We start from the raw sequence: 25,018 nt of genomic DNA, 5'->3' as shown, positions 1-25,018 counted from the left end.
GGGGGTCGCGCCGGGGAGGAGCGCGGCCGGAAGACCCCTCGTTGGCCGCCGAGGCAGCCTTTCGCAGGCTCCTGCTAGTTGCCGGATACCTGCGACAGGACTTCGGCTGCACCTTGTGCAACCGTGACGACATCGAGGCCGCTGTCCCGCACAGCTTTCATGTCTGCGTCCAGAACTGCAGTGTCCGTGGTGTAGACGCTGCCGCCTATGTTCCCGCCCACCCCGTGATAGGACAGGATCAGCCAGGCGTTGTTCGCTTTGGCGGAGTCGATCCAGCCCTGCACGGTTTCCGTGGTCGTCGTCGCCTCAACGAACTTCACCCTCAGGTTGTAGGGGTTGTAGTTGGTGCGGGTGTTGAAGCCGGAGTCTTCCGTCCCGTCGTCATCAAAGGCGCGGTGATTGGTATACAGGTGGCGGATTGCTGCCAGGGTCGAGTCGAGTCGCTGTATTCGGCATAGGGGAAGCGAAACTGGTGGCCGCTGACGGGCGAACATCTGCCGCAACGCGGCCTCCCGTGGCACTGCTTGTCGATACCGGCAATCCCCCTAATCTTCCTGTTGAAGCCCCTGTTTCCGGCCCGGAATACCCATGAGGTGTCAGCGCCGGGAGACGAGCACAGGACCCTGCGCGTGGTGAAGTACCGCGTGGGCGATGGAACCGATGGTTTCCCTGACGAGCCCGCGGCCTTGTGTACCAACAACCACGATTGAGGCGCCCCGGGAGGCATCGAGGATGGCATGGGGGATGGAGGTGTCAGTGAGCAGCACTTCCTGGATGTCTGCCGCGGGGGCGAGGGTGCGTGCGGCCTGGGCGGCGGACCGCAGGGCTGCCTCGGGGGCGGCTCCTGCTTCCGTGCCGGCGTGGAAGCGCTGGTAGCCGCCGGGGATGTGCCGGACATGAACGACGGCGAGTCTCGCCCTGGTTGCCGACGCCACGGTGCAGGCATCTTCCAGCGCAACCGGTGAACCTGCTTCATCAACAGCAACCACTACCGGACCATCCGGGCGGAGGTCTGGGCGGATGACAGCGACGGGACAGGAGGCCGTGGCAGCCAGCTCCAGGCTGACTGACCCTACGATCAGGCCCAGGAAGCCGCCGAGGCCCCGGCTTCCCACCACCACCATTTCCTGGCGCGCGGATATACCGGCGAGTTCCTGGGCGGGAAGGCCATGCAGCAGGGTGCAGTCAACCGCCAGCCCCGGCTCGGCAGCGTTGGCAAGGCTGAGTCCTTCCTCGAGGATGGCCTCGGCGGAGCGTTCCAGCCCGCTGTCTGAGACACCGGGAACAGGACCGAGGTGCCTGGTCAGCAGTGGCCATATGGAGCAATGCACCACATGCAGCACCCGGCCCCGAAGGCGTGCCTGCCGCGCTGCCCAGCGGACAGCGTCTGCGGCGGGGGTCGAACCGTCGTAGCCGGCAACTATGGCCCGTGCCTCCTGCATGGCTCCTTCGTGCTCCTAATGGTTGCTGCCTTTGGTTTGCAGGGCTTCCCCCAGTATCCACCCGCTGTCCTTCCCAGCGACAGCAAGTGCCTGACTTCGTGGCTGTTATCGCCGCCAGGCAGGCTGTTTCTTCTTCCTCGCCCGGCGGCAGGAGAGTACGCTTATATGACCGTTTAGAAGCATGCGGCCACCATCGCTCGCTGGGTGTGGATGCCCCGGCAGTCCGGAGCCTGCCCCGTGGCCGTTCACATTCTTCCTGGCACTCCCGCCGTCAAGTTCACTTTCCCCGCCCGGCGACTCCTGCAGGGCCGTCCAAGGCGTCTTTTCTGCCGGCAACCTCCGCCGGCAAATTCACCCCCAACAATTGAGAGGAGTTTCAATGGATCCTGGAGCAGCATTGGCGCTGATTGCGGGATACATTGCAGCCGCATTTGGTGTTTTTCTTCTGTACTCGCCGGTGCTCCTGCTTGCGGTGGGTCTGTTGCTGGCCGCAGGCGTCCTGCAGCTGCTGGCCTGGCCCTTCCTCATTCTGGTCCGGAAACTGCGCCGCAAGCCCGAACCGCCACAGGACGCATCGTGGCTCCTGCACTGATCCGGAATCTGCCGGGGGATAGGGGCGTCGAGGGGCCGGCTGCGCCCTGACCCCAACAGCAGCACGAGCACCGGGAGCGCCATGCCAGCGGAAACCAACCAGAGGGTCATGGATTTTTTCGACCGCTATGCCTCCGCCCTGCTTGCCCGCGACGAAGTGGCGATGGGCCGGCTCTACGCCGTTCCCTCGCTGATCGTTTTTCCCGGGCACTTGCTCGCCGTCACGGAGCAGCGGCAGACAGAGGAGTTTTTCGCCTCCTCGTGGATGCAGTACGAGGGTGTCAATGACGTCGACAAGCAGGTGGAGGTGCTGGCCGAGACGCCAGGCAGTGCCTGGGCCGCTGTCACCTGGTCCTACCAGGGCCACGCCCGCGAACGGTTCTGCTACCAGCTGGTGGACGGCGCCGGGGGCTATCAGGTGGCAGTGCTGACCCTGATGGCACTCGACCAGGAGCAGCCCGGGAGTCAGGCGCAGTAGGGGCCGCAGCTGGCGGCCGCCAGGCTGATACCGGGGCGGACAGTTCACACTGCCGTCCGTTCGTCAGTATGCTTACTATTACCCGTACGCTGCTGAACAGAGAGGCATCACCATGACGGAACAGAACCTGCCTGACGACGAACTTGAAATTGTCGAAGAGAACGACGTGCTCCTCGACGAGACCCCGGGCGCGGCCTCATCCTTTGAACTGGATCCCTTGACCAACGGTGAACCTGACAGCTACCCCGGCGCTGCGGAAAACAACCCGGACCGCTGGCAGGAGGACCCGCTGCTTCAGGATGAGGTTTCCGGCGAGGAGGAAGATTTCCTCAGCGACCAGACCCTGCGGGATGACATGAAAGCAACCCGCGACGGGGCTGGGGACGAATTGCCGGCGAGCACGCCCACCCTTGGCGAGGCGGTGGCCGACGTCGACTTCGGCGAGGACCCCACCGGCCGGGAAGCCGATGCCAGCGACGATCAGGAAAACTTCGGCGGCTCGCCCCTGAGCGAGTTCGATCCCGACGACCTGGAGCGCTGAAACCCGCGGCAGGGCCGGCAAAAGAAACCACGCCCGCTCTGGCCGAAAAACGAAACTGCGCTAAAATAATAAGCAGGCTGATGAATATCGGTTGGCCGGGTCAAGACTGAAGGAGTACCACATGAACTTGGGAAGCATGATCAGGAATGCCGCTGGACGGTTCGCCGGCAGGTCCGGCACCACCGGGACAGTCCGCGGCACCGGAATGAACACAACAGGGCGGACGCCCAACACCACCGGTGCCATGGGCGGCAGGGCCGGAACCGGCGGCATGGCCGGCAAAATCATGGGCATGCTCAAGCGGCGCTGACCCATCACAACGAACCACGAAGCAGGTCCCGGATGATTCCGGAACCTGCTTTTTGGTCTCCCAGCAGACATGCGTGAGCTCATTGTCCTGGGCACCGCCTCCCAGGTACCCACCAGAACCCGCAACCACAACGGCTACCTGCTTCGGTGGGACGGCCAGGGGCTGCTCTTCGACCCCGGCGAGGGAACCCAGCGCCAAATGATCCACGCAGGCGTATCCGCAACACACATCACCCGGATCTGCCTGACGCATGTGCACGGCGACCACTGCTACGGCTTGCCCGGGGTGCTGTCCCGCATGGCGCTGGACGGCGTGGCCCACCCCGTCCATCTCCATTACCCGGCGTCCGGAGAGGACGTGGTCCGGGCGCTCGTGTCCATCAGTTCGCCCGGAATAGACCTAAGGCTTCATCCGCACGGCGGCAACGGGACGGTGGCCGAAGGGCTTGAAGTCCGGGCGCTGAACCACCGCATTGAAACGTACGGCTACCGGCTCCTCGAACCGGACAGCCGCAGCCTGCTCCCGGACCGCCTGGCAGCGGCAGGGATCCACGGGCCGGACATCGGGCGGCTGCAGCGAGAGGGCACGCTGGCGGGGGTCCATCTCGCCGACGTCAGTGTCCCACGGCCCGGCCAGCGCTTCGCCTTCGTCATGGACACCGCTCCCTGTGCGGGGGCTGAGGAGCTGGCCGACGGCGTGGACCTCCTCGTGGCCGAGTCCACCTTCAGCGACGACGACGCCGCGCTCGCCGGCAGGTATCTGCACCTGACTGCGGGGCAGGCGGGGAAGCTTGCAGCCGACGCCGGTGTTGACGCGCTTGTGCTCACGCACTTTTCGGCAAGGTACGACGACGTCAGCGAGTTGGTGGCGCAGGCGGACTTGCGCGCCGCGGGCACAACGGTGATGGCGGCCGAGGACCTGGACCATTTCGCCTTTCCAAAGCGCCGGCGGTGGCATCCCAACCCCGTGCCGGGCAGCGGGGACGGCGTGGGGCTGCTGATTGCCAAACACTTGCAGGGGGTAGAGAGTGAACTATCCGGCATACCGCCCGGGCGCAGCCGCCCAACCTCTCGTGGAGGTCGACAATGAGCAAAACTTCCGAAGAAGTCTTCGACGCTACTCCTGAAGGAAAGGAACCCGAACTCAAACGGGTCCTCGGCCCCAAACTCCTCCTGCTCTTCATCGTGGGCGACATCCTCGGCGCCGGTGTTTACGCCGTCACGGGGACCATGGCCGGAACGGTGGGCGGCATCGTGTGGCTGCCCTTCCTGCTGGCCTTTGTGGTGGCCACACTGACCGCCTTCTCCTATCTGGAACTGGTCACGCAGTACCCCCAGGCCGCCGGGGCTGCCCTCTATACGCACAAAGCATTCGGGATCCACTTCGTAACCTTCCTGGTGGCCTTCGCCGTGGTTTGTTCGGGCATCACCAGCGCCTCCACCTCCGCCAACGTCCTGGCCCAAAACCTCTTCGGCGGGTTCGAGATCAACGGCTGGATGGGACTACCCGGGCAAGGTGTCATCACCGCCGTCGCCATGGCCTTTATGCTGCTCCTGGCCATCATCAACCTGCGCGGCGTGGGGGAAAGCGTCAAGTTCAACGTTGTCCTCACCCTGGTGGAAATGATCGCGCTGTGCATTGTGATCGGCGTCGGCTTCTTCGTGATGTCCCAGGGCACCGGAAACCCCGGCGAGATCCTTGTCTTCAGCGACTACCAGGACAAGGGATTGTTCCTGGCCGTTACGGCCGCCACCTCCATCGCGTTCTTCGCCATGGTGGGCTTCGAGGACTCCGTGAACATGGTGGAGGAAACCAGGAATCCGGAAAAAATCTTCCCGCGCACTATGCTGACCGGGCTGGGAATAGCTGTACTCCTTTACATGCTGGTGGCTGTCTCGGTGGTCAGCGTACTGACGCCAACCGAGCTTGAGAACATTCGGGAAGCCGAAGGAGCCGCGCTTCTTGAGGTGGTCCACAAGGGTTCGCCCGACTTCCCGATAGACAGGATCTTTCCGTTCCTGGCGGTCTTCGCCGTAGCCAACACAGCACTGATCAACATGCTGATGGCCAGCCGCCTCATCTACGGAATGGCACGCCAGCACGTCCTGCCGCGTACCCTCGGAAAGGTCCTGCCGGGCCGCCGTACCCCGTGGGCCGGCATCGTCTTCTCCACCGTCCTGGCGCTGGGACTCATCCTGTACGTCACCAGCGATCCGGAAAGCAACATCGTGGCCAACCTGTCCGGGACCACTGCCTTCCTGCTGCTCTGCGTCTTCACGGTAGTAAACGTTGCCTGCCTTGTACTGCGCCGCAAGCGGGACCCCAACCGCAAGGTGTTCTTCACCTCGCCCGGGCAGTTGCCGCTGGTGGCGGCCCTGCTGTGCGCTTTCCTTGCCGGCCCATGGGTGGGCAGGAACGTCATCCAGTACCAAATTGCCGGCGGTCTGATGGCCATCGGCGTTGTGCTCTGGTTTGTCACATGGCTGATAAACCGGAGAACGAACCACGAGGAAAGGCTTAACACATGACAGCTGCTGCAGAAACAACTGTCGCTTTGGACGGACGCTTTGCCCGGGAACTGCCCGAGCTGGCGGTTCCCTGGCAGGCAGAGGAAGCACCTGATCCAAAGCTGCTGGTTCTCAATGATGCGCTGGCAGGGGATCTGGGACTCGATCCGGAATACCTTCGGTCCGCGGAGGGCGTACGCCTCCTCCTCGGAAACCACGTTCCGGAAGGATCGACGCCGGTGGCCCAGGCCTACGCCGGCCACCAGTTCGGCGGCTACTCGCCCCTGCTCGGCGACGGCCGCGCACTCCTGCTAGGTGAGCTGACGGGCCCGGACGGCCGGCTGCGGGACATCCACCTGAAAGGGTCGGGCCGCACTCCCTTCGCCCGTGCCGGGGACGGGCGGGCCGTCGTCGGACCCATGCTGCGCGAGTACCTCATCAGTGAGGCGATGCACGCACTCGGCATCCCCTCAACGCGCTCCCTTGCCGTCGTGGCCACTGGCCGGCCGGTGCGCAGGGAGACCATGCTTCCAGGGGCGGTACTGACACGGGTGGCCAGCAGCCATCTGCGCGTGGGGAGCTTCCAGTACGCACGGGCCACCGAAAACATGGACCTCCTGCGCCGCCTGGCGGACCATGCGATCAGCCGGCACCACCCCCAGGCCGCAAACGCCGAAAACCCGTACCTGGCGCTCTTCGAAGCAGTGGTGTCCACCCAGGCGGAACTGGTGGCCCAGTGGATGCTGGTGGGATTCGTCCACGGCGTGATGAACACGGACAACATGACCATCTCCGGGGAAACCATCGATTATGGGCCCTGCGCTTTCATGGACGCCTTCAACCCGGCCGCGGTGTACAGCTCCATCGATGTGGGCGGGCGCTACGCCTACGCCAACCAGCCGGTTATCGCGGAATGGAATCTGGCCCGCCTGGCCGAGGCCATGCTGCCACTCTTCCATGAAGACCAGGAACAGGCCGTTGCCCCGGCGGTGGAAGCACTTGGCAAGTTCCGCCGGCAATACAGTGACGCCTGGTTCGCCGGCATGAAAACCAAACTCGGCCTGGCGGAAGCCCCGGCCGGAAGCGCGGAGGCCGAAGAGGCCTCGGAGCTGGTGGACGGGCTGGTGGCCCTGCTGAAGGACGGACCGATCGACTACACGTCCTTTTTCCGCAACCTCTCGCACGCGGCCAGGGGCAACGACCGCCCCGCCCGCGGAATGGTTCTTGACCTGGCGGCCTTCGATGCCTGGGCCGGGCGGTGGCGCGCCTTGCAACCGGACGGGGACCTGATGGACACGGTCAATCCCGCCTACATCCCGCGCAACCATTTGGTGGAGGAAGCGCTCGCCGCAGCAACGGGGGGAGACCTTGATCCCTTTACCCGGCTCCTGGACGTGGTCAGTGCCCCGTTCAGTGAGAGGCCCGGGCTGGAACGCTATGCCGAAGGAGCGCCGGAGGACTTCGGCAGCTACCAGACCTTCTGCGGGACCTGAAAATCTCCACCTGGTGCCGGAACCAGGGGAGACCCGATGAAACAAAACAGGGGCGGCAGCCAGGATTAATCCCGTCTGCCGCCCCTGTTCGGGTGGTGTGACTACGCTACGCGGACGAAGGAAGCGCCGCCGAGCCAGCTGATGGAGTGGACCTCGGTCTTGAAGCCGTCCACGCCGCCGCTGACAACCTGGCCGTTGCCGGCGAAGACGCCAACGTGGCCTGCGGTGATAACCAGGTCACCGGGAGCCGGGGTGGCAACGGTGGTGCCGTACTGGTAGAACTGGCCGGGAGCGAGGTCGCCAACGCTCTTGCCAACTGCGCGGAGTGCCTTCTCCACCATGGCGGTGCAGTCCTGCTGGACGCCCAGCTGGCCGTAGGCGTTGGCCAGAATGGCTGCGCCGGTGCCCGTGCCGGTGGCTGCGGGAGCTGCCGGGGCAGGTGCAGCCGGAGCAGGTACGGCAGCCGTGGAGGCGTAGGACAGGTTCATGCCGGTGTTGGCAGGAGCGGCAGCCTTGGCGGGAGCCGGGGCGGCGGCCGGAGCAACTGCAACGGAGCCGGCACCGGGGATCTGGATCTGGTCGCCGGGGTAGATGATGGCGGTGATCGCCAGGCCGTTGGCAGCCAGGACGTCGTTCAGGGCTACGCCGTGGGCTGCCGCGATGGCACCGAGGGTATCGCCGGAAACAACAGTGTGGACGTTGGCTGCGGCTGCTGCCGGGGCGGCCACTGCAGCAGCCGGTGCTGCGTAAGCCTGGGTGTTAGTGGTCTCGGTGGTGTCCGGACCGGTTACGCCTGCGTGGGCCGGGGCGCCGACACCGAAGGCAATGCCGGATGCTGCTGCAACGGCGAGCGCCGGGCGGCCAAGGGACTTGACTGACACAGCCAAACCCTGGAGCGCGATTGAGCGGGCCGGAGTCGCGCGGTGACGGGCGGTGATGGAATTTTTTGACACGGTTGATCGCCTCTCCCATGCCTGCGGGGTGAGCTGTCGGGTTCGGGTTGGAGATACCCGGCCGGGAGCACATCCGGAAAAAGCGGAGGTGCTATCGACTTAACCCCAAGGCCTCATATGAGGCCGCGGAAACTTGGTTCCCCCGTCCCTGCCAGCTGAAGAGCGTTGGTTCCCGGGTCAGTGGCAGGGCTCGGCATACTGAGGGGAATGTCCCGTCTGGGAGGGACACCTGAAGACCCTAACCCGTGCGGGGCCCCATTGTCACGTTTGGGTAACATACGAGGTGCTTCTACCGCATTCCGCAAACGACTGGAGGGTTGCAGCACCCCAGCCTGACCTTGCGAGATAGGCGCGCCGGAGATGTGGCTCGTGTTCTTTGTCACAGACCTATAACCTCGGCGTGAAACAGGCCGCCCTGGGATTCCGCGGCAGGAGGATATCGGGCTGGAAGGAAGGCTCCGGAATTCGGCCAGGCAACCGGGGCCCAGCGTGGCAGGCACGGCCTGGAACTGCTCCGGTGACGGGGAACAGGCACTGACCCCGCGTAGGCTTTTGCCATGCCTGACTACGAAAGGTTCCGGATCCTGCTGGAGGAGGAGCGGGAGCGCAAAATTGCTCTCCTCCCGGCCCTCCGCGAGGACATCGCCTCGGCAAACTCGGCCCGGCAGGACTCGAATGTGGATGACGAGCATGACCCCGAAGGCGCCACCATCGCCTTCGAGCTGTCCCAGGCTTCGGCCCTGCTGCAGCAGAGCAGTGCCGGGCTCCACCAGGTAGACGCAGCCCTGGCCAGGATCGCCGCCGGCACCTACGGCACCTGCGCCGTCTGCGGTGAAGCCATTGCCGAGGGCAGGCTGGAGGCAAGGCCGTGGACGCCGTTCTGCATCCGGCACGCCGCGGCAGGCCGCCGATGACCAGCGGCAGGGAGCAGGTGGCGGCTGCCGCCGCATTTATTGACCGCACCCTGCAGAATGAGGGCTCCTGGTACCGGGCGGACGACGTCGAGGCCCGGCTCGGCGGTCGGTTGGCCTCCTACGGTTCTTCAGTGGGCGCTGTCCGGGGAACGGTCCGCGACGCCCTGCGCAAGTTCAAGGATTTTGATCACGACGGCGTTATGCAGCTCGCGTCCGCGCTGTGGGGCCAGCCACGGCCCGGCTCAAGGGCCGTATATGAACGCCGCCTCGCCGCCGTCGTCCTGCTGCAGTCCAAAGTGTCACTCCTGCGCCACACGGACCTGACCCGGGTTGAGGGCTTCCTGCGGACTGCCGCGACCCAAGAACTGGCCGGCCCCCTGCTGGCCGATGTTGTGGCGCCGTTTTTGGCACGGCTTGACGGACACGGGCGGCAACGTGCCAATGTCGTCCTCGCCCGCTGGCGGACGGACCCGGACAGCCAGTTGCGCCGCGCAGCGGACTATCTTGAACAGCATTCAGAACCCGAAGCCCCACCACAAGGAGACACCCATGAACGGACCCTTTGACCTTGAACGATTCGTCCACGCCCAGGACAGCGGCGGAACGTACGACCAGGCACTGGCGGAACTGCAGATGGGCAGTAAGTCCGGCCACTGGATGTGGTTCATCTTTCCCCAGCTCGCCGGCCTGGGACAGAGCGACATGTCCCGCCGGTACGCCATCAGCTCCCTCGCTGAAGCCCGGGAGTACCTGGACCATGAGGTGCTGGGCCCGCGGCTGCTCGACTGCGCCCTGGCCCTTACCAACCATGCAGGCCGCACCGCAGAGGACATCCTGGGCGGCATCGATGCCCGGAAGCTGCACTCGTCCATGACGCTGTTCCTGCGCGCGGCACCCGGCGAAACCGTCTTCAAGACCGTCCTGGCCAAGTTTTTTGACGGACAGCCGGACGCCGCGACTGATGAGCTGCTGGCGGGCCAGGACGCGACCTAGAATTTCGAACAAAAGAGCCGACGGCGGTGCCTGCGCTTCCTGCGCAGGGCATCGCCGTCGAACATACCCGGCAGCGCCGGGCTACGGCGAGGGGCTGCCGCCGTTGACGTTCAGCGTTTCCCCGACGACGTAGCTTGACTCCGGCGAGGCCAGGAAGACATACGCCGGGGCGAGCTCGGCCGGCTGGCCTGCACGGCCCAGGGGAGTGGACTGCCCGAACTCCGGCAGTTCCTCCTTGGGCTGGCCGCTGCTGACCTGCAGCGGAGTCCAGATGGGCCCGGGGGCTACGGCATTGACGCGGATGCCCTTGGGCGCGAGCTGCTGGGCCAGTCCCTTGGTGAAGTTGTTGATGCTGGCCTTGGTGGTGGCATAGTCCAACAGCGTGGGTGATGGGTTGTAAGCCTGGATGGAGGTGGTGTTGATGATGGTGGAGCCCGGCGGCATGTGTGGGAGGGCAGCCTTGGTCAGCCAGAACATGGCGTACACGTTCGTCTTCAGGGTGTGGTCGAACTGCTCGTCCGTGATGTCGGTCAGCTCCTCCTGGGCCACCTGCTTCCCGGCGTTGTTCACCAGGATGTCCACTCCGCCCAGCACGGCCACGGCGGTGTCCACCACTTCACGGCAAAGCACCGGGTCCTTCAGGTCGCCGGGCACCTTGACGGCCTTGCGGCCGGCGGCTTCGATGAATCCTGCGATGCGGGCGGCGTCCTCTTCCTCCTCCGGGAGGTAGGACAGGACGACGTCGGCCCCTTCCCGGGCGAAGGCGATGGCTGTGGCTGCACCGATACCGGAGTCCGCGCCAGTCACGATTGCCTTCCTGCCTTCGAGCCGGCCGGTACCGCGGTAGGTTTTCTCACCGAGGTCCGCTTTGGGTTCCAGCTCTGCGTCCAGGCCGGGTTCGGGCTGGTCCTGCTTCGGCGGGGAAATTGTCTCGTAGGCGGTGACCGGATTGCGGAAGGTGTACTGGTCTGTCATGGTGGTCCTCCTGTTGGATCGGAGTGGAACACGAGAAAGCTAAGCATGCTTACCGTTCCAGCCTAGGCAATCAGCCCGTCCCTGCCAACCCGCTCCGTGTTCCTGGCCCAGCCCCCGTTCAGTCCCGCTGAACCTCGACGAGCCTGACCTCCGTGATGCCGCCGGAGTCCACCGCCGCCGTCATGTAGGTGCAGGCAGGCTGGCGGCGCCGGTCTGTAGGTGAGCCGGGATTGAGCAGCCGCAGGCCTCCAGGGGCTGTGGTGTCCCACGGGATGTGGCTGTGCCCGAAGACCAGCACGTCAGCATCCGGGTAGAGCGCCCCGCACCGTGCCTCCCGGCCTTTCGCCGGGCCGGTCTCGTGCACCATGGCGAAGCGGACTCCGTAAAGCGTTGCGGTTGCCGTTTCGGGCAGCCTGGCGCGGAGGCCGGCGCCGTCGTTGTTGCCGTACACGCCGATCAGCCGCCGGCTTCGCCGCTCAAGCTCGTCCAGCAGGTCCACCGTCACCCAGTCGCCCGCGTGGAAAACCACGTCAGCATTCCCGACGGCGGCCCACACCTGCGCGGGGAGCGCCCTGGCGCGTTTGGGCACGTGGGTATCGGCGAGCAGGAGAAGATTCAGCGGCATGGGGAAATCCTGCCATGCTGCCGGTTCGGATTGGCCCTTTCCGGCCCTGTTCCCCGGAGGCAGACAGTCGTAATCTGGGGCTGGAGGTGATAGCCATGGAGGCAGCACAGGGCGACAGGATCATCGTTCACGGAAGGACCGTCGGTGCAACGGACCGGCACGGGGTGATCCTCGAAGTCCGCGGCCAGGGCGGAACCCCGCCATACCTGGTCCGCTTTGACGACGGCCACGAAACCGTCATGTATCCCGGCGGTGATTTCGCCGTCGAACGCGGAAACGGGCAGTAGCGCCGCAGTGTGATGCGCCGCTCCACCTGTCAGACTGGAGCGATGGATCACTTCCCGGCTTCAACACAGTCCTCCACGCCGCCTGTCCGCACCGGCCCCCGCGACCCCGGCGATGCCTGGGTGGAAGGGGAACGGGGCCGGTACTGGGGCAGATTCGGCGCCGCCGGGGTGCTTGCCTACGACCCTGCCAAAGGCGTGCTCCTGCAGCACCGCGCCATCTGGAGCCACAATGGCGGCACCTGGGGACTGCCGGGCGGGGCGCTGCACGAAGGCGAGGACGCCGTAGCGGGCGCCCTGCGTGAGGCGTTTGAGGAAGCAGCGGTGCCGCCGGAGAGCGTCGAGGTGCTCTTTACGTCGTTGCTGGATCTGGGCTACTGGTCCTACACCACCGTGGTGGTGCTGGTGACGGAGCCGTTTGATCCGGTGATCAGCGATCCGGAGAGCATCGAACTGCTGTGGATTCCGTTTGCTGATGTGGAACACCAGGAGCTGCATCCCGGTTTCGCGGCGGCATGGCCGGGCCTCCGGGAACGGCTCGCCTCCGGAACCTAGCCCGGACGCCCGGTCAGTAGTCCGGACCGTATTCGGCGGTCACCAGGATGGGCAGGTGGTCCGAGTTCCCGCGCGGGAGGGTCTCCACGCTGGTGATGTCCAGCCCCAATGAGGTGGCAAAGTCGAAATGGCCCTTGAATACCTTGTAGCGGGTGTACGTGCGCCGGTTGCTCAGCGACAATGCGTAGCCTGAATTTTTCATGTGGACATGCAGGTTCTTGGTGAAGAACGGGTAATTGAAGTCGCCCACCATCAGTGTCATCAAACCTTTGCCCATGGTCAGGAGTTCGGCGTGGGCCGCGTGGATCTGCTTCCGCCGCAGCGAGTTGGAGGCCGTCAGGGGCGCGGCATGGAAGGAACCGATCACCAGTTCATGCTGCGTTTCGTTGTCCATCACCCGGGTGCCGATAAGGCGTTCATGCGCCGGGGCCAGCACCCTGTCATGCATGGACTTCTTCAGCGCAAAGGACTGCGTGTCCAGGGCGGTGAACCGGCTGGTGCGGTAGTAGATGGCGAGCCCGAGCCGGTTCGCCTTGGTGGCGTCCGCGAGGTGAAGCGGGCCCAGGGTCTCCGGAAGGTCGCTGGAATCCACCTCCTGGAGGCAGAGCGCGTCAATATCGTGGTTCCGGGCCAGGGCAAGGAGCTCTCCGCTCGCCTTGTGCTCGCGGAGGTTGTAACTGATGACGCGCATGGAACACCTCTTCCGAGGGTTGCTGACAGGACCAGTTCCTGAGTCTACCCAGAGGACAGGTCCCGGGCTCCAAACATTTCACCGCGTCGGCCAGCGTCTCCAGGAGCGGTTCCGGGGCTAAACGATAGAGTTATTGCCACTTCACTGACATCTCCTGGAAGGGCCAACGTTGTCCGCTGATCTGCCTGAACTGGCCGAGGGAAATTTCTACTACCAATCCCTGGGCGGTGGCCGCTTCCGGTCCACCATCCACGCCCAGGGCGCCTGGAACGTCCACGAGCAGCACATGGCGCCTGCGTCCGGGCTGATGGCTGACAGCCTTGAACGGCACCAGCCGCGCACGGACATGCGGATGGCCCGGCTCAGCTACGAGATTCTGGGCCTGATTCCCGGCGGCAAATTCCGCATTGACACCACCACCCTGCGGCCTGGACGGACCATTGAACTGCTGCAGGCCGAGCTGGTGGCCGCAGGCCGGACGGTCATCCGGGCCACGGCCTGGCGGATGATCACCAGCGACACCTCCGACGTGGCCGCAGTGGAAGACGCCGGCATACCCGGACCCGAGGAGTGCAAGCCCTACGACGGCGCGGCGGTGTGGCCGGGCGGCTACATCCGTTCGCTGGAGATGCGCGTGGCGGAAGGGCACCGGCCGGGCGCCGGCAAGGTATGGCTGCGCACTGACCACCCCCTGACGGACAGCGCTGACAGCGGCGACCTCGCCCGGCTGATGGGGCTGGTGGACACTGCCAACGGCATCGCCGCCCGGGTGCCGCCGGGGAAGGACAGCTACGCGTTCCCCAACCTCGACCTGCAGATCCACATGTACCGCCGCCCGGCGGGGGAATGGTTGGGGCTGGACAACGCCGTCTCTTTTGGCCGGGACGGCATCGGCCTGACGTCAACGGTGCTGCACGACCTCCAGGGCCCTTTCGGCCGGGCAGAGCAGATCCTGACCGTGCGCAGGACCTGACGGACCGGGTTGCGGCGTACCCTAGGCTTGGCTTGTCCGCCGAAAGGCTTGCAATGCGCCTCCGGCGGAAAGAGGCCTATCAGCCTGAGCCGGCCACGGCCAGTCACTGCCGGTGCGGCGGCACCACCAAGGAACTGCACGATATTAAAGGGAGCTTCGCACCATGCACCAGGCCGGACCGGGACACCGCACACTCACAGTGGTGCGGCAGGAGGCATCGCTCGGGGCGGCCCGGGACCTGGAGTTCGGTTTGGAGCTCCTGGCCAAGGCAAGGACCGGCAGCATCGGCCCCACGCTGCGGCTGTACCGTCCTGCCCCCACCGTCGCCTTCGGCCAGCGGGACACCCGGCTGCCCGGCTTCGAGGCAGCCGCCCAAGCCTGCCGCGACAACGGATTTGAGCCGCTGGTCCGCCGCGCAGGAGGGCGCGCGGCCGCATACCACCAAGGAACCCTCGTGGTGGATCACATCGAACCGGACGCCGACGCCATCGCCGGCTCCAAAAGCAGGTTCGGATACTTCGGGAAGCTGTTTGCCGAAACGCTGCAGAGCGTAGGGGTGCGGGCGGCTGTAGGGGAAATCCCCGGTGAGTACTGCCCGGGGGAATACAGTGTGCACGGCTCGGGTCCCGCCGGCGGCCCGCCGGTGAAGCTGGTGGGCACGGCACAGCGGGTGGTCTCCGGCGGCTGGCTGTTCAGCTCGGTCATTGTGGTGGAGAACTCCGCCCCCATCCGCAAGGTCCTCACCGACAGCTATGCAGCCCTGGGGCTGCAGTGGGACCCCGCTACGGCGGGAGCCGTCAACGACCTTGTGCCCGGGGTGGACGTCGCCGCCGTGGAGGAAGCACTGCTGGCCGCCTATGCCGGCCACGCCACCCTGGGCACCGCTGCCTTCAGCAGCCTGGGGGCCTGACTAGGCCGCGAGGCGGGACTTGACCTCGGCAGCGGAAGGATTGGTGGCCGCGGTGCCGTCCGGGAACAGGACGGTGGGCACCGTACGGTTGCCGCCGTTGAGCTGCTCCACAAGTTCGGCGGTGCCTTCCACTTCCTCGATGTTGATCTCGGTGTAGCCGATGCCCTGCGAGTCCAGCTGCTTCTTCAACCGGTTGCAGTAGCCGCACCAGGTGGTGGAAAACATGGTGATCGTGCCGGATTCGGGAGTGAAGTCCATAAGTTTCTCCTATGAGTCGAGGTTTCCTTCCCGACAACGGTAGTGGAAAGCCGCGTATTCCCGGCTTCGTGCGCCTCCAGCGTCCCTGGATGACAGCTTCTGCCGCCGATGGCATGCTGGAGCCATGTGTGGACGCTATGTGATGGCACGTGCTGTGGGGGACCTCCTGGCAGAGTTTGACGCTGAACTTGAGGATGAGGTGAGCATCCCGCCGTCGTGGAATGTTGCGCCGACTGACGATGTGCCCATCGTCCTGGAGCGCTTGATTGATGAGGGTGCGGAGCCCAGGCAGGTGCGTCAGCTTCACGTGGCCCGGTGGGGGCTGGTTCCGTCGTGGGCCAAGGACCCGGGCATCGGCTCGCGGATGATCAACGCCCGAAGCGAATCGGTACTGGAAAAGCCGGCGTTCCGCAAGGCTGTCCAATCACGCAGGTGTGCGGTGCCCGCAGATGGCTACTACGAATGGAAGCAGGGCTCCGGGAAAGCGAAGCAGCCCTACTACGTGCACCCGGGTGAAGGCCGGGGCCTGGTTTTTGCCGGGCTCTATGAATGGTGGAAGGATCCCGGCCGGCCTGCGGGAGAACCGGGCGGGTGGATGCTTTCCACGTCCATCTTGACCGCCGACACCCCGCCCCCCGGCACTGAAGCCACCGTTTTCGGCAAGCTGACCGCGCTGCATGACCGCGTCCCGTTGCCGATGGACAAGGCCACCATGCAGGCCTGGCTGGACCCGCAGGCCGATGACGCGGCGGCGCTGGTTGACCTGGTCCGGTCCGGGGTCAAGGACGTGGCATCGGACTGGCGCGTTGAATCAGTGGGCAAAGAGGTGGGTAATGTCCGCAATAACGGCCCGGAGTTGATCCGCCCGGTGGAAGCCCTGTTCTAGGCCTAACCAATTTTCAGGCCCTGGCCTGCAGGTCCCCGGACCGCTGAGCGGAGGGCTAAAGGGTAACCGATCTGGCGTCGTCCACTGCCCATGCGGGGTTATACGCCACCTCCCAGCGGAAGCCGTCCGGGTCCGCGAAATAGCCGCTGTAGCCGCCCCACGGCTGGGTGATGGGTTCAGCAATGATGGCGGCTCCCGCTGCGGCCGCCTCATCCATGACCCGGTCCACATCCTGAGTGCTTGGCAGGTTGTGGCTGAGCGTGATGCAGGGGACGGGGCCGGGTTCGGAGACCCCGGCATCGGCCTGCATCTGGCGAACGTCCCACAGTGACAGCACCAGGCCGTGGTTCACCTGGATGAACACCACATCCCCCGTAAACTCACGGTGGACCGGCCAGCCAAGGCCCTCAACATAGAAGGTGCGGGATACCGGAACGCTGCGGACGCCTAGTGAAATGAAGTCGACTCTGGGCTGCATGGTTCGATACTGTCAGAGGATGGCAACAATTCAAGGGAATGATCGGGACGCCCTGGCCGATAAGGAACAGCTCGCTGCCGTCCGGGTTGCCGTTGACGAAGTGGATGACCAGATAGTTGCCCTTATTGCCCGCCGTGAGCGGCTGATCCGGATTGCCGGAACCCTCAAGGGTGACGACGCCGAGGTCCGTGCCCCGGGCCGGGTGGAGCGGGTCATCGAGCACGTCCGCTCCGCAGCTGCCAAGAAAGACATTGACCCGGACATCGTGGAATCCACCTACCGTGCCATGATCTCGGGCTTTATCGAACTCGAACTCCGGGTCCACAAAGAGAACAGCTGAGCCGTTTCAGCCCAGCTGTTTACAGGTTCTCCTCCACCGGAACATTGGACTGGAACTCCCTGCCGTCCGCTTCGCTGAAGCCGGTGATGACGTGCCCCTGGCCGAGCCCGTTGATGGCAGCGAGCGGGAAATGCCCGGTGATGGTGTTGCCGGAGTGTGTGACGCCCGAAAGATCGTAGTTCTCTTCCGTGCTCTGTTCGTGATTGAACGAGAAAAAGGCGATCGCCTCCCCGTTCATGAATTCAATACCCAAACGCCGTTGGGATGAGTAGTCCGGACTGGCTGCCATAAGCCCCACCACGTAGGCGCCGGACCCGGGGATATTGCCGTCGATGTCGAAAGTAGCCACGAGGGTGGAGTCCTGGGCCTTGATGCTGACCTGTTTGAGGAGTGCGTCATGGGTGCTCATGGCACAATCCTGCTCCCTGCGAATCAGTCCGTCCACCCCCGCCTAGGATTTGTGCCGCCGCTGGCTTAGACTTGAAATATTCGAACACATATTCGAATGTGTTCGAGTTTCTTGCTCTGGCCGGGAGGTGCCCATGGGGATGTTCAGTGAATCCGTGGATGTTGCCTGCAACCAGGATGGCCAGCCGGTGAGCCTGCAATGGGCAGGGCGGTCCTATTCAGTCTGCGCCGAGCCGGTCCGATGGTACGAGCGCCGGCAGTGGTGGGCTGAAGAAAGCCGTGCACCGCTGGGCACCGGGCCCGGACTGGTTGACCATGAAATCTGGCGGGTTCAGGTGCTTCCCTCAGGTCCAGCTTCCGCTGCGGGCAATGGTCAGGATGAACCGCTCACTCTTGATCTGACCCGCCACATCCGCAGCGGCCGGTGGCGGCTGCTGCGGATCCATGACGCCCTTCGCCCACGAACAGCATGAGCTTCACGCACCTCCACGTCTCTACTGCCTTCAGTGCCCACTATGGCGTGTCCTGGCCTGAGGAGCTGGCCCAGGCCGCCGCTGCTGACGGGGCAACCGCGCTCGCCTGCACTGACCGTGATGGGCTCTACGGAACAATCAAGCACCTCAAAGCCTGCATGGACGCCGGCATTGATCCCATAGTCGGTGTGGACCTGGCGGTGTATGACGACGACGGCGATCACCGCACCCAGCTGGCAGGCCGCGTGGTGGTGCTCGCGCGCGGCAACAACAACGGTGCAGGGTACCGTGCACTGTGCCGGCTGGTGTCCGATGCCCACGCCCGCACTTCGGGCAAGTCCGGGGGAACCGTGCCCGTGGCTGTAACCAGGGCGGAACTTGCTTCCCGTACCCTGGACCCGCAAACCCTCAAACCCGTGCTGATGGTCCTGATCGGGCCGGATTCCGACGTCGGGCGTGCCATGGGAGGCCGCCGGTACCTGCGGCCCCGGACGCTCTTCAAGCAATGGCTTGATGCCATGCCCCCGGCAACAGTGGTCACCGAAATCGTCTCCCAGCTCAGCGCCCCGGGAGCACCTCTAAGTACGTCGCATGCCGTCCGCATGCTCAAGCTCGCGGAAGAGCATCACGTTCCGGCCATCCTCAGCAACGCTGTGAGGTACTGCGCGGAGGACGGCGCTGCCACGGCCGATGTCCTTGACTCAGCCCGGACCCTGAAATCGCTGCCGGAGCTGGCCCAGGAACCAATGCTGCAACCCAACGGCCAGGGCTGGCTGAAATCCGCCGGCCAGATGCTGAATTTGGGCAGGGAAATTATCTCCGCCGCCGGATACGGTGCAGCAGACCTCAAGCAGCTGATCGCACAAACCGAGGCGCTCGCCGATCTCTGCAGGATGGACCCCGAAACCGATATGGGCTGGAAGCAGCCCGTCGTGCCGGAAGCCTCCGTAATCGGGATCAGCCAGGATCCGCACCTTGAACTGGTGCAACGCTGCGAGGCGGGAATCGGAAGGCGGTTCCCGGGGCTTTCGGGCAGCAGTGAGAAGCAGATGCACCACCGGCTCGGGCACGAACTCGGCATTATCCAGAACCTGGGGTTTTCTTCCTACTTCCTTACCGTTGCCGAAGTATCCCGCATGATCCAGGACATGGGGGTCAGGGCAGCAGCCCGCGGATCAGGTGCCTCAAGCCTGGTCAATTACCTGATCGACGTCAGCCAGGTCAATCCACTGCAGCATGACCTGATCTTCGAACGCTTCCTCTCCCGGGACCGGGCCACCCTGCCGGACATTGACATCGACGTCGAAAGCGCCGAACGCCATAACGTCTACCGCCGGATCTTCGAACGCTTCGGTTCCGAGCGGGTCACGCTGATGAGCATGCAGAACGGATACCGGGCAAGAGGGGCAGTCCGGGACGCGGGCATGGCCCTGGGTATGGATGATGGCGATGTGGGGGACATCGCCAAACAGATGTGGCGGTTCTCCGCCCGGAAATTCCGGGAGGCGCTGCAGGAAAAACCTGAACTGCGGGAGTTTGCAGGCCGCGTGGAACAGCGCGATGCCCACGGAAACCAGCAGCTGGACCTGCTGGTGGACCTGACGGAACGCCTGGACCGGTTGCCGCGGCATATTTCGATGCATCCCTGTGGGGTGATCCTGGGGGACGCCACCTTGCTGGACCGCACCCCGGTACAGCCCAGCGGACTGGGACTGCCCATGAGCCAGTTCGACAAACACGATATGGACCCCATGGGCATGCTCAAGCTCGATGTCCTGGGAGTCAGGATGCAAAGTGCCATGGCGTTTGCGGTCCGGGAAGTCATCCGGATCCACCCTTCAAAGAAGGAAGTAGTGGAAGCCGGTAAGCATGGTTCCGGGCAGGACGGATCAGGCCCGGACTACATAGCTGAAAACGGGCACATCGACCTCAACGCCATTCCCCTCGATGATGAGGCAACTTTTGAACTCATCAGGAGTACTCATACCCTGGGCTGCTTCCAGATTGAGTCACCAGGGCAGCGCGAGCTGATCGGCAAGTTGGCGCCGCGGGAGTTCAACGACCTCATCATCGACATTTCCCTGTTCCGGCCCGGGCCCATGAAATCCGACATGGTCCGGCCCTTCCTTGAGCACCGGCATGGATTCGCACCCGAGGTATACCCCCACCCAGACCTGAAGCCCGTCCTTGCGGAAACCCACGGGGTGACGGTTTTCCATGAACAGATCCTGAAAACCTTCAATGTGATGACCGGCTGCGGCCTGGCCAGGGCTGACGAATTCCGGCGTGCCCTGGGCAACGAGGTCCAGGAACTGGCTGTTGAGAAGTTCTTCCGCCGGGAAGCCCGGAAAAAGGGTTATTCCCCGGAAGTAGTGGACAACGTCTGGGGGACCCTGAAGGCCTTTGGCAGCTTCGGTTTCTGCAAAGCCCACGGAGCTGCCTTCGCCGTACCCACCTACCAGTCCGCCTGGCTGAAGACCCATCACCCCGAAGCCTTCCTGGCCGGACTGTGGGAACACGATCCCGGCATGTACCCCAAACGGTTGCTGGTGGCCGAAGCCAGAAGGATGGGAATCCCCATCCTTCCCCTGGACATCAACCGCAGCAAGGGGGAATACCGGGTGGAACGGGTTCGGCAGGGACCCGATGCAGGAAAATTGGGAATCAGGCTGAGCCTGAACGGAATCTATGGGCTGTCCGCCACCGAACTGAAAAGGATCGTGGCAGGCCAGCCCTATGACTCACTCGCAGACCTCCGCGCGCGCTCGCGGCTCAGCAAACCCAGCATCAAACGCCTGGCACAGCTGGGAGCTTTTGATTCCCTGCACCGTGAGGCCGGCGGCACTGCCAACCGGGCAGACCTCGTTCAGCACCTGCAACAGCTCCAGAGCACGGCGGGCGGGCGGAAAGGCGTCGAGGTCCTCGAGGGGCAGCTGTCCCTTCCCCTGGGCGATGTTGAACTGCGCAACCTCAAGCCGGGACTTCCGGAACCCACCCTCATTGAAAATGTCCGGGCAGAACTGGACCTCCTGGCTGTTGACGTCAGCAGCCACCTCATAAACAGCCACCGGCCCATGCTGGACAGGTTGGGGGTAACCACCGCGGACAAGCTCCTGGGCCTGCGCAACGGGACCGAAGTGCTGGTGGCCGGAGTGCGCGTGGCCACCCAGACACCCCCCATGCGCGGCGGCAGGAGGGTAGTGTTCATCAGCATCGATGACGGCACTGGATGCATCGATTCGGTCTTCTTCCATGAGGCCCAGGAGAAAGCCGGCCTGCTCCTTTTCGGGACCCGAATGCTGCTGATCCGCGGCACCACCCGGAGGACAGGACCACGGGGAATCAGCATCAGCGCAAGCATGGCCTGGGACCTCAGCCAGACCGGGACCCTGCCCTTCCCGGATTCGGAGGCCTTGGCTCCGGTCGGCCCACATCCCCTGGATGGAATCAGCAGGAGCCTGGCCATCACGGGATTTAACGGCTGATCCTGCCGTGCGCCGCGTTGGTCGGCCCTCTGCTGACCCGATAGCATTGACGGTGGCTGGCTGTGGTCCCCGTATGCCACAAGCTATGAAGCCCTTAACTTTGAATAGGAGACACCCGTGTCAGATGCCCAGCAGATCACCCTTCTCGTCGATGGCGAAGAGACCAAGGTGACTACCGGGACAACCGGTGCGGAACTCTTCTTTGAGCGCCGTGATGTTGTTGTAGCCCGTGTCAATGGCGAGCTGAAGGACCTGGACCAGGAACTTCCGGAAGGCGCCGACGTCGAAGGCGTCACCATCGATTCCCCCGACGGCCTCAACGTGCTCCGGCACTCCACCGCCCACGTCATGGCCCAGGCCGTCCAGCAGCTGCGCCCGGACGCCAAACTGGGCATCGGCCCCTACATCACCGACGGTTTCTACTTCGACTTTGACGTGGCCGAGCCCTTCACCCCCGAGGACCTCAAAACCCTCGAAAAGATGATGCTCAAAATCGTCAACCAGAACCAGAAATTCGTCCGGCGGGTGGTGTCCGAGGACGAGGCCCGCGAAGCCATGAGAAACGAGCCCTACAAGCTCGAACTCCTGGGCAAGAAAAACGAGGCCGCCGAAGCCGGCGAAGGCGTAAACGTCGAGGTGGGCGCCGGCGACATCACCATCTATAACAACGTTGAGCGCAAGGAAGGGACCACCGTCTGGTGCGATCTCTGCCGCGGCCCCCACCTGCCCAACACCAAAATGATTTCCAACGCTTTTGCCCTGACCCGTTCCTCTTCCGCCTACTGGCTGGGAAACCAGAAGAACCAGCAGCTGCAGCGGATCTATGGCACTGCATGGCCCACCAAGGAGGCCCTCAAGGCCTACCAGGAACGCCTCGCCGAAGCCGAGCGCCGTGACCACCGCAAGCTCGGCGTCGAACTGGACCTGTTCTCCTTCCCTGACGAGCTCGGTTCAGGCCTGCCGGTGTTCCACCCCAAGGGCGGCATCATCCGCAAGGAGATGGAGGACTACTCCCGGCAGCGCCACGTCGAGGCCGGCTACGAGTTCGTCTACACGCCGCACATCACCAAGGGCCACCTGTACGAGGTCTCCGGCCACCTCGACTGGTACAAGGAAGGCATGTTCCCCGCCATGCGGGTTGATGAGGAACTCAACGCCGACGGCACCATCCGCAAGCCGGCACAGGACTACTACCTGAAGCCGATGAACTGCCCCATGCACAACCTCATCTTCCGTTCGCGCGGACGTTCCTACCGCGAGCTGCCCCTGCGCCTGTTCGAATTCGGTTCCGTTTACCGGTACGAGAAGTCCGGTGTGGTGCACGGCCTCACCCGGGTCCGCGGCATGACCCAGGACGACGCCCACATCTACTGCACCCGCGAGCAGATGAAGGACGAACTCACCAAGACGTTGAACTTCGTCCTTGGCCTCCTCAAGGACTACGGGCTGAACGATTTTTACCTTGAGCTCTCCACCAAGGATCCTGAAAAATACGTAGGTGATGACGCCACCTGGGAGGAAGCCACCCGCACCCTCGCCGAAGTCGCCCAGGAATCAGGGCTGGAGCTTGTTCCGGATCCGGGCGGAGCGGCGTTCTACGGCCCCAAAATTTCCGTGCAGGCGAAGGACGCTCTGGGCCGGACCTGGCAGATGTCCACCATCCAGCTGGACTTCAACCTGCCTGAGCGTTTCGAATTGGAATTCCAGGCCGCTGACGGCACCCGCCAGCGGCCGGTGATGATCCACCGGGCACTGTTCGGCTCGATCGAACGCTTCATGGGCGTGCTCACCGAGCACTACGCCGGCGCCTTCCCCGCCTGGCTCGCTCCCGTCCAGGTGGTGGGTATCCCGGTGGCGGAGGCGTTCAACGAGTACATGTTCGACGTCGTCGACCAACTCAAGGCCGCCGGTATCCGGGCCGAAGTGGACACCACCTCGGACAGGTTCCCCAAGAAGATCCGCACCGCCAGCAAGGACAAGATCCCGTTTGTCCTCATCGCCGGCGGCGACGACGCCGAGGCAGGCGCCGTATCCTTCCGCTTCCGCGACGGAAGCCAGGACAACGGCGTGCCAGTCGCAGAGGCAATCAAGCGGATCACGGAAGCCGTCCGTAACCGGACCAGCTAGCGGAACGGAACAGCACCGTGCAGGAGAACACAGGCGCAGGATATCCGGACGATGCCGGCGTTACCGACGACTTTGACCTCGCCGGTGTCCCGGACGCTTTCCAGCGCCTGTGGACTCCGCACCGCATGGCCTACATCAAAGGCGGCCAGCACCAGTTCAAGAACGAAAACGACTGCCCCTTCTGTGTCGGGCCCGGCCGGACCGACGAGGATGCGCTGATCGTCCACCGGGGGAAGACCTGCTACGTAGTGCTGAACCTGTTTCCGTACAACCCTGGACATCTCCTGGTCTGCCCCTACCGCCATATCCCCGACTACACCGACCTGACGCTCGAGGAGACGGCGGAGTTCGCCGAACTGACCCAGACGGCCATGCGGGTCCTGCGGAAAGTATCAAACCCCGGCGGGTTCAACCTCGGCATGAACCAGGGCGTGGTGGGCGGCGCCGGCATCGCCGCGCATCTGCACCAGCACATCGTTCCGCGCTGGGGCGGTGACGGGAACTTCTTCCCCATCATCGCCCAGACCAAGGCGATCACGCAGACCCTGGACGAGGTCCGCCAACAGGTCGCTGACGCCTGGCCCGGGGAGACGGATGCTGAATAAGCACGCCCGCAAGTTCTTCACCGCCCTGTTCACCCCCCTTGCCCGCTGGCTCCTTCGAATCGGTGTCTCAGCGGATGCGGTGACCATTACCGGCACGGCCGGGGTGGTGGTGGGAGCCCTCGTCTTCTACCCGATGGGGCAGCTTTGGTGGGGGACACTGTTCATCACCGCGTTTATCTTCTCCGACGTCCTGGACGGCATCATGGCAAGGATGCAGGAGGTGGGCAGCCGATGGGGCAACTTCCTCGACTCCACCCTGGACCGGATTGCAGACGGCGCGCTCTTCGCCGGCGTGGCCGTGTGGTTCTTCACCGGTGGTGCTAACGTTCCCATCGCCATGGCAGCCACCGTCTGCCTCGTCCTGGGCATGGTAATCTCCTACGCCAGGGCCAAGGCGGAGTCCCTGGGTTTCACCGCCAACATTGGCATAGCAGAACGGGCCGAACGGCTCGTGTCAGTGCTGGTCGTCACTGGATTTACCGGCCTCGGGCTGCCGCAGGTGGTGCTGCTCGCAACGCTCGTACTCCTGGCCCTTGCCAGCTTCATCACGGTGGCCCAGCGCATGGTGGCCGTACGCCGCCAGGCCCTGGCGGAACCAACCCCTGCCGATTAGCACACCAATTAAGCCGCCCGGGCGCGGTGAGACTAGTATTGGTACTGCCCGGTCAATGGATCCGGCAACCCGGAGTCTGCAGATATGGCACCTTCCTGCCGCCCTGCATA

General features: G+C 64.4%; 30 protein-coding genes and 1 riboswitch. Of the genes, 21 read left to right on the top strand and 9 right to left on the bottom strand.

Annotated features, from left to right (window positions below):
* Positions 1–74: 74 nt before the first annotated feature.
* Positions 75–521: a polysaccharide deacetylase family protein gene (locus tag AC5RTE_RS02620; protein WP_494039845.1), complete on the bottom strand. Its 447-nt coding sequence runs from the start codon at positions 519–521 to the stop codon at positions 75–77.
* Positions 522–596: 75 nt separating this feature from the next.
* A complete protein-coding gene (locus AC5RTE_RS02615; protein WP_494039844.1) occupies positions 597–1,442 on the bottom strand; it encodes a universal stress protein in 846 nt (281 codons plus the stop codon).
* A gap of 379 nt (positions 1,443–1,821) precedes the next feature.
* Between AC5RTE_RS02615 and AC5RTE_RS02610 the strand changes: the two genes are divergently transcribed.
* The 7 genes from AC5RTE_RS02610 to AC5RTE_RS02580 all read left to right on the top strand — a co-directional run bounded on the left by AC5RTE_RS02610 (position 1,822) and on the right by AC5RTE_RS02580 (position 7,362).
* Entirely contained in the window at positions 1,822–2,034 is a 213-nt protein-coding gene (locus AC5RTE_RS02610) for a hypothetical protein (RefSeq protein WP_494039843.1), read from the top strand.
* Positions 2,035–2,142: 108 nt separating this feature from the next.
* Positions 2,143–2,511: a hypothetical protein gene (locus AC5RTE_RS02605; RefSeq protein WP_494039842.1), complete on the top strand. Its 369-nt coding sequence runs from the start codon at positions 2,143–2,145 to the stop codon at positions 2,509–2,511.
* A 112-nt stretch (positions 2,512–2,623) separates the two neighbouring features.
* On the top strand, positions 2,624–3,052 hold the full coding sequence (locus AC5RTE_RS02600) for a hypothetical protein (RefSeq protein WP_494039841.1): 429 nt from the start codon (positions 2,624–2,626) through the stop codon (positions 3,050–3,052).
* Positions 3,053–3,173: 121 nt separating this feature from the next.
* The gene (locus AC5RTE_RS02595; protein ID WP_494039840.1) at positions 3,174–3,362 is read left to right on the top strand and encodes a hypothetical protein; all 189 of its coding nucleotides are present in this window, start codon (positions 3,174–3,176) and stop codon (positions 3,360–3,362) included.
* 69 nt (positions 3,363–3,431) lie between these two features.
* Positions 3,432–4,451 (top strand): ribonuclease Z, encoded by a 1,020-nt coding sequence (locus AC5RTE_RS02590; protein ID WP_494039839.1) that lies wholly within the window; start codon positions 3,432–3,434, stop codon positions 4,449–4,451.
* The gene (locus AC5RTE_RS02585) at positions 4,448–5,890 is read left to right on the top strand and encodes an APC family permease (protein WP_494039838.1); all 1,443 of its coding nucleotides are present in this window, start codon (positions 4,448–4,450) and stop codon (positions 5,888–5,890) included. Before AC5RTE_RS02590 ends, AC5RTE_RS02585 begins: the two co-directional genes overlap by 4 nt.
* The gene (locus tag AC5RTE_RS02580) at positions 5,887–7,362 is read left to right on the top strand and encodes a protein adenylyltransferase SelO (protein WP_494039837.1); all 1,476 of its coding nucleotides are present in this window, start codon (positions 5,887–5,889) and stop codon (positions 7,360–7,362) included. Before AC5RTE_RS02585 ends, AC5RTE_RS02580 begins: the two co-directional genes overlap by 4 nt.
* A 101-nt stretch (positions 7,363–7,463) precedes the next feature.
* On the opposite strand, the gene AC5RTE_RS02575 is transcribed toward AC5RTE_RS02580, so the two are convergent.
* Complete coding sequence (locus AC5RTE_RS02575; protein WP_494039836.1) at positions 7,464–8,315, bottom strand: LysM peptidoglycan-binding domain-containing protein; 852 nt, start codon at positions 8,313–8,315, stop codon at positions 7,464–7,466.
* Positions 8,316–8,318: 3 nt separating this feature from the next.
* Positions 8,319–8,490, bottom strand: a riboswitch (cyclic di-AMP (ydaO/yuaA leader).
* 382 nt (positions 8,491–8,872) lie between these two features.
* Here AC5RTE_RS02575 and AC5RTE_RS02570 point away from each other — a divergent pair.
* The 3 genes from AC5RTE_RS02570 to AC5RTE_RS02560 are packed head-to-tail and all read left to right on the top strand — an operon-like array spanning position 8,873 to position 10,222.
* Positions 8,873–9,229 carry a TraR/DksA family transcriptional regulator gene (locus tag AC5RTE_RS02570; protein WP_494039835.1) on the top strand — a complete coding sequence of 119 codons (357 nt, stop codon included), beginning with the start codon at positions 8,873–8,875 and terminating at the stop codon, positions 9,227–9,229.
* Positions 9,226–9,795, top strand: coding sequence for a DNA alkylation repair protein (locus tag AC5RTE_RS02565; RefSeq protein WP_494040140.1), 570 nt, complete (start codon positions 9,226–9,228; stop codon positions 9,793–9,795). Before AC5RTE_RS02570 ends, AC5RTE_RS02565 begins: the two co-directional genes overlap by 4 nt.
* Positions 9,779–10,222 (top strand): DUF1810 domain-containing protein, encoded by a 444-nt coding sequence (locus AC5RTE_RS02560; protein WP_494039834.1) that lies wholly within the window; start codon positions 9,779–9,781, stop codon positions 10,220–10,222. The genes AC5RTE_RS02565 and AC5RTE_RS02560 overlap by 17 nt, the downstream gene beginning before the upstream one ends.
* Before the next feature lie 81 nt (positions 10,223–10,303).
* Here the strand turns inward: AC5RTE_RS02560 and AC5RTE_RS02555 are convergent, their stop codons facing one another.
* Both AC5RTE_RS02555 and AC5RTE_RS02550 read right to left on the bottom strand, forming a co-directional pair.
* Positions 10,304–11,197: a glucose 1-dehydrogenase gene (locus AC5RTE_RS02555; protein ID WP_494039833.1), complete on the bottom strand. Its 894-nt coding sequence runs from the start codon at positions 11,195–11,197 to the stop codon at positions 10,304–10,306.
* 118 nt (positions 11,198–11,315) lie between these two features.
* The gene (locus tag AC5RTE_RS02550; protein ID WP_494039832.1) at positions 11,316–11,822 is read right to left on the bottom strand and encodes a metallophosphoesterase family protein; all 507 of its coding nucleotides are present in this window, start codon (positions 11,820–11,822) and stop codon (positions 11,316–11,318) included.
* 95 nt (positions 11,823–11,917) lie between these two features.
* Here AC5RTE_RS02550 and AC5RTE_RS02545 point away from each other — a divergent pair, with 95 nt between their 5' ends.
* A complete protein-coding gene (locus tag AC5RTE_RS02545; protein ID WP_494039831.1) occupies positions 11,918–12,109 on the top strand; it encodes a DUF1918 domain-containing protein in 192 nt (63 codons plus the stop codon).
* A gap of 42 nt (positions 12,110–12,151) precedes the next feature.
* Complete coding sequence (locus AC5RTE_RS02540) at positions 12,152–12,661, top strand: NUDIX domain-containing protein (protein WP_494039830.1); 510 nt, start codon at positions 12,152–12,154, stop codon at positions 12,659–12,661.
* A 13-nt stretch (positions 12,662–12,674) separates the two neighbouring features.
* Here AC5RTE_RS02540 and AC5RTE_RS02535 read toward each other — a convergent pair whose 3' ends face one another.
* Complete coding sequence (locus AC5RTE_RS02535) at positions 12,675–13,352, bottom strand: endonuclease/exonuclease/phosphatase family protein (protein WP_494039829.1); 678 nt, start codon at positions 13,350–13,352, stop codon at positions 12,675–12,677.
* Between the two features lie 169 nt (positions 13,353–13,521).
* Here AC5RTE_RS02535 and AC5RTE_RS02530 point away from each other — a divergent pair, with 169 nt between their 5' ends.
* Both AC5RTE_RS02530 and AC5RTE_RS02525 read left to right on the top strand, forming a co-directional pair.
* The gene (locus tag AC5RTE_RS02530) at positions 13,522–14,325 is read left to right on the top strand and encodes a thioesterase family protein (protein WP_494039828.1); all 804 of its coding nucleotides are present in this window, start codon (positions 13,522–13,524) and stop codon (positions 14,323–14,325) included.
* A gap of 163 nt (positions 14,326–14,488) precedes the next feature.
* A complete protein-coding gene (locus AC5RTE_RS02525; protein WP_494039827.1) occupies positions 14,489–15,235 on the top strand; it encodes a lipoate--protein ligase family protein in 747 nt (248 codons plus the stop codon).
* Here AC5RTE_RS02525 and AC5RTE_RS02520 read toward each other — a convergent pair whose 3' ends face one another.
* Complete coding sequence (locus AC5RTE_RS02520; protein ID WP_494039826.1) at positions 15,236–15,493, bottom strand: mycoredoxin; 258 nt, start codon at positions 15,491–15,493, stop codon at positions 15,236–15,238. It abuts the gene before it with no gap.
* Between the two features lie 124 nt (positions 15,494–15,617).
* Between AC5RTE_RS02520 and AC5RTE_RS02515 the strand changes: the two genes are divergently transcribed.
* The gene (locus AC5RTE_RS02515; RefSeq protein ID WP_494039825.1) at positions 15,618–16,379 is read left to right on the top strand and encodes an SOS response-associated peptidase; all 762 of its coding nucleotides are present in this window, start codon (positions 15,618–15,620) and stop codon (positions 16,377–16,379) included.
* Between the two features lie 55 nt (positions 16,380–16,434).
* On the opposite strand, the gene AC5RTE_RS02510 is transcribed toward AC5RTE_RS02515, so the two are convergent.
* Positions 16,435–16,857, bottom strand: coding sequence for a VOC family protein (locus tag AC5RTE_RS02510; protein ID WP_494039824.1), 423 nt, complete (start codon positions 16,855–16,857; stop codon positions 16,435–16,437).
* 19 nt (positions 16,858–16,876) lie between these two features.
* On the opposite strand from AC5RTE_RS02510, the gene AC5RTE_RS02505 reads away from it, so the two are divergent.
* Positions 16,877–17,197, top strand: a complete 321-nt coding sequence (locus tag AC5RTE_RS02505; RefSeq protein ID WP_494039823.1) for a chorismate mutase — start codon at positions 16,877–16,879, stop codon at positions 17,195–17,197.
* 19 nt (positions 17,198–17,216) lie between these two features.
* On the opposite strand, the gene AC5RTE_RS02500 is transcribed toward AC5RTE_RS02505, so the two are convergent.
* A complete protein-coding gene (locus AC5RTE_RS02500; protein WP_494039822.1) occupies positions 17,217–17,606 on the bottom strand; it encodes a hypothetical protein in 390 nt (129 codons plus the stop codon).
* A gap of 133 nt (positions 17,607–17,739) precedes the next feature.
* On the opposite strand from AC5RTE_RS02500, the gene AC5RTE_RS02495 reads away from it, so the two are divergent.
* From AC5RTE_RS02495 to pgsA, 5 genes are all read left to right on the top strand, one after another.
* Positions 17,740–18,078: a DUF6504 family protein gene (locus AC5RTE_RS02495; RefSeq protein ID WP_494039821.1), complete on the top strand. Its 339-nt coding sequence runs from the start codon at positions 17,740–17,742 to the stop codon at positions 18,076–18,078.
* Positions 18,075–21,563, top strand: a complete 3,489-nt coding sequence (locus tag AC5RTE_RS02490; RefSeq protein ID WP_494039820.1) for a DNA polymerase III subunit alpha — start codon at positions 18,075–18,077, stop codon at positions 21,561–21,563. The genes AC5RTE_RS02495 and AC5RTE_RS02490 overlap by 4 nt, the downstream gene beginning before the upstream one ends.
* A 117-nt stretch (positions 21,564–21,680) precedes the next feature.
* On the top strand, positions 21,681–23,690 hold the full coding sequence (gene thrS, locus AC5RTE_RS02485) for a threonine--tRNA ligase (protein WP_494039819.1): 2,010 nt from the start codon (positions 21,681–21,683) through the stop codon (positions 23,688–23,690).
* Positions 23,691–23,707: 17 nt separating this feature from the next.
* Entirely contained in the window at positions 23,708–24,295 is a 588-nt protein-coding gene (locus AC5RTE_RS02480; RefSeq protein ID WP_494039818.1) for an HIT family protein, read from the top strand.
* Complete coding sequence (gene pgsA / locus AC5RTE_RS02475) at positions 24,285–24,908, top strand: phosphatidylinositol phosphate synthase (protein WP_494039817.1); 624 nt, start codon at positions 24,285–24,287, stop codon at positions 24,906–24,908. Before AC5RTE_RS02480 ends, pgsA begins: the two co-directional genes overlap by 11 nt.
* Positions 24,909–25,018 lie beyond the last annotated feature (110 nt).

Source organism: Arthrobacter sp. K41, assembly GCF_059089645.1.
The sequence above is the reverse complement of the archived record's forward strand: the minus strand, read 5'-3'. Positions and strand labels throughout refer to the sequence as shown.

Excerpts from the sequence above, each read along its gene's own strand:
- AC5RTE_RS02580 (WP_494039837.1), top strand. The coding sequence starts at position 5,887 with ATGACAGCTGCTGCAGAAACAACTGTCGCTTTGGACGGACGCTTTGCC.
- AC5RTE_RS02615 (WP_494039844.1), bottom strand. The coding sequence starts at position 1,442 with ATGCAGGAGGCACGGGCCATAGTTGCCGGCTACGACGGTTCGACCCCC.
- AC5RTE_RS02600 (WP_494039841.1), top strand. The coding sequence starts at position 2,624 with ATGACGGAACAGAACCTGCCTGACGACGAACTTGAAATTGTCGAAGAG.
- AC5RTE_RS02565 (WP_494040140.1), top strand. The coding sequence starts at position 9,226 with ATGACCAGCGGCAGGGAGCAGGTGGCGGCTGCCGCCGCATTTATTGAC.
- AC5RTE_RS02540 (WP_494039830.1), top strand. The coding sequence starts at position 12,152 with ATGGATCACTTCCCGGCTTCAACACAGTCCTCCACGCCGCCTGTCCGC.
- AC5RTE_RS02590 (WP_494039839.1), top strand. The coding sequence starts at position 3,432 with ATGCGTGAGCTCATTGTCCTGGGCACCGCCTCCCAGGTACCCACCAGA.
- AC5RTE_RS02505 (WP_494039823.1), top strand. The coding sequence starts at position 16,877 with ATGGCAACAATTCAAGGGAATGATCGGGACGCCCTGGCCGATAAGGAA.
- AC5RTE_RS02495 (WP_494039821.1), top strand. The coding sequence starts at position 17,740 with ATGGGGATGTTCAGTGAATCCGTGGATGTTGCCTGCAACCAGGATGGC.
- AC5RTE_RS02605 (WP_494039842.1), top strand. The coding sequence starts at position 2,143 with ATGGATTTTTTCGACCGCTATGCCTCCGCCCTGCTTGCCCGCGACGAA.
- AC5RTE_RS02520 (WP_494039826.1), bottom strand. The coding sequence starts at position 15,493 with ATGGACTTCACTCCCGAATCCGGCACGATCACCATGTTTTCCACCACC.
- AC5RTE_RS02515 (WP_494039825.1), top strand. The coding sequence starts at position 15,618 with ATGTGTGGACGCTATGTGATGGCACGTGCTGTGGGGGACCTCCTGGCA.
- AC5RTE_RS02570 (WP_494039835.1), top strand. The coding sequence starts at position 8,873 with ATGCCTGACTACGAAAGGTTCCGGATCCTGCTGGAGGAGGAGCGGGAG.
- AC5RTE_RS02525 (WP_494039827.1), top strand. The coding sequence starts at position 14,489 with ATGCACCAGGCCGGACCGGGACACCGCACACTCACAGTGGTGCGGCAG.
- AC5RTE_RS02500 (WP_494039822.1), bottom strand. The coding sequence starts at position 17,606 with ATGAGCACCCATGACGCACTCCTCAAACAGGTCAGCATCAAGGCCCAG.
- AC5RTE_RS02490 (WP_494039820.1), top strand. The coding sequence starts at position 18,075 with ATGAGCTTCACGCACCTCCACGTCTCTACTGCCTTCAGTGCCCACTAT.
- pgsA (WP_494039817.1), top strand. The coding sequence starts at position 24,285 with ATGCTGAATAAGCACGCCCGCAAGTTCTTCACCGCCCTGTTCACCCCC.
- AC5RTE_RS02535 (WP_494039829.1), bottom strand. The coding sequence starts at position 13,352 with ATGCGCGTCATCAGTTACAACCTCCGCGAGCACAAGGCGAGCGGAGAG.
- AC5RTE_RS02510 (WP_494039824.1), bottom strand. The coding sequence starts at position 16,857 with ATGCAGCCCAGAGTCGACTTCATTTCACTAGGCGTCCGCAGCGTTCCG.
- AC5RTE_RS02585 (WP_494039838.1), top strand. The coding sequence starts at position 4,448 with ATGAGCAAAACTTCCGAAGAAGTCTTCGACGCTACTCCTGAAGGAAAG.
- AC5RTE_RS02545 (WP_494039831.1), top strand. The coding sequence starts at position 11,918 with ATGGAGGCAGCACAGGGCGACAGGATCATCGTTCACGGAAGGACCGTC.
- AC5RTE_RS02550 (WP_494039832.1), bottom strand. The coding sequence starts at position 11,822 with ATGCCGCTGAATCTTCTCCTGCTCGCCGATACCCACGTGCCCAAACGC.
- AC5RTE_RS02610 (WP_494039843.1), top strand. The coding sequence starts at position 1,822 with ATGGATCCTGGAGCAGCATTGGCGCTGATTGCGGGATACATTGCAGCC.
- AC5RTE_RS02560 (WP_494039834.1), top strand. The coding sequence starts at position 9,779 with ATGAACGGACCCTTTGACCTTGAACGATTCGTCCACGCCCAGGACAGC.
- AC5RTE_RS02595 (WP_494039840.1), top strand. The coding sequence starts at position 3,174 with ATGAACTTGGGAAGCATGATCAGGAATGCCGCTGGACGGTTCGCCGGC.
- AC5RTE_RS02555 (WP_494039833.1), bottom strand. The coding sequence starts at position 11,197 with ATGACAGACCAGTACACCTTCCGCAATCCGGTCACCGCCTACGAGACA.